A 1,152-nucleotide genomic window follows, 5' to 3' on the forward strand; every position below is an offset into this window, starting at 1 on the left:
GTACCGTCCGGCCCGGCGGCGCGCGAGCTGCTGGCCGCGGCCCTGGCGCGGCTGCTCGGCGACGACGGCCCGGCGCTCGGCGCGGTGCACCTGGTGGCCGACGGCTCCCCGGTGGCCGAGCAGGTCGGCCGGGAACTCGCCCGGTACGGGGAGGTCCGCACCGAGGCGCTCGGCGCGGGCTGCCTGGCCCCGATGCTGCGGCTGGTCGAGGCGCTGGCCTCGGCCGGCGGACCGCACCTGGTCGTGGTGGCGGGCAGCACCGGCCGGGTCGCCCTGGCGGTCGTGGGCGCGGGGGAGGCGGCGGCATGAGCGACGACGCCCTCAAGGGCTCCTGGACCCKGGTGCTCGGCGCGTCGAGCGGCATCGGTGCAGCCGTGGCGCGCGGCCTGGCCCGCCGAGGCGCCCATGTGCTGGGCGTGCACTTCGACACCGCGGCCGGGCACGACGGGGTGGCCGAGCTGGTCGAGGAACTGCGCGGCTACGGCGGCACCGTGGAGTTCCACAACGCGAACGCCGCGAGCCGCAGTGTCCGAGCCGAACTGACCGAACGGCTGGGTGAGTTGGCGGCAGAGCGCGGAGTGCGGGTGCTGCTGCACTCACTCGCATTCGGGACGCTGGCCCCCTACCTGCGCGGTACCGACGATCAAGCACCGGTCGAGGCCAGGCAGTTGACGATGACTCTGGACGTGATGGCGCACTCGCTCGTCTACTGGACCCAGGACCTGTACGCCGCGAAGCTGCTCCACCCCGGCGCCAAGGTGTTCGCCATGACGAGTGCCGGCACCGCCCGCGTCTCGGCCAACTACGGCCCGGTGTCGGCCGCGAAGAGCGCACTGGAGGCCCATGTCCGCCAGCTGGCCGTCGAGCTCGCGCCGGACGGGGTCGCGGTCAACGCGATCCGCGCCGGGGTGACCCGCACCCGGTCGCTGGAGCGGATACCGGAGCACCCGGAGCTGCTGGAACGCGCCAGGGCCGGCAACCCGCACGGACGGCTGACCACCCCGGAGGACGTGGCCGAGGTGGTCACCCACCTGTCCCTGCTCGACTCCTCCTGGCTGACCGGCAACGTGCTCGGGGTGGACGGCGGCGAGGTGCACACCACATGAACCTGCTCATCGCCGCGCCGCCCGCCGTGATCGCCCTCGGCGGGTG

General features: G+C 74.6%; 2 protein-coding genes. Both read left to right on the top strand.

The genetic code is table 11. The annotated features are described in order from the left end of the window. Positions 1–309, top strand: a 309-nt coding sequence (locus ACXJMZ_RS37260; protein ID WP_457034424.1) for a hypothetical protein, incomplete at its 5' end; no start/stop codon positions are given. Further along, complete coding sequence (locus tag ACXJMZ_RS37265) at positions 306–1,106, top strand: SDR family oxidoreductase (RefSeq protein WP_457034425.1); 801 nt, start codon at positions 306–308, stop codon at positions 1,104–1,106. The genes ACXJMZ_RS37260 and ACXJMZ_RS37265, both read left to right, overlap by 4 nt. The last annotated feature ends 46 nt before the right edge of the window (positions 1,107–1,152 follow it).

It is taken from the genome of Kitasatospora sp. P5_F3, from assembly GCF_054049135.1.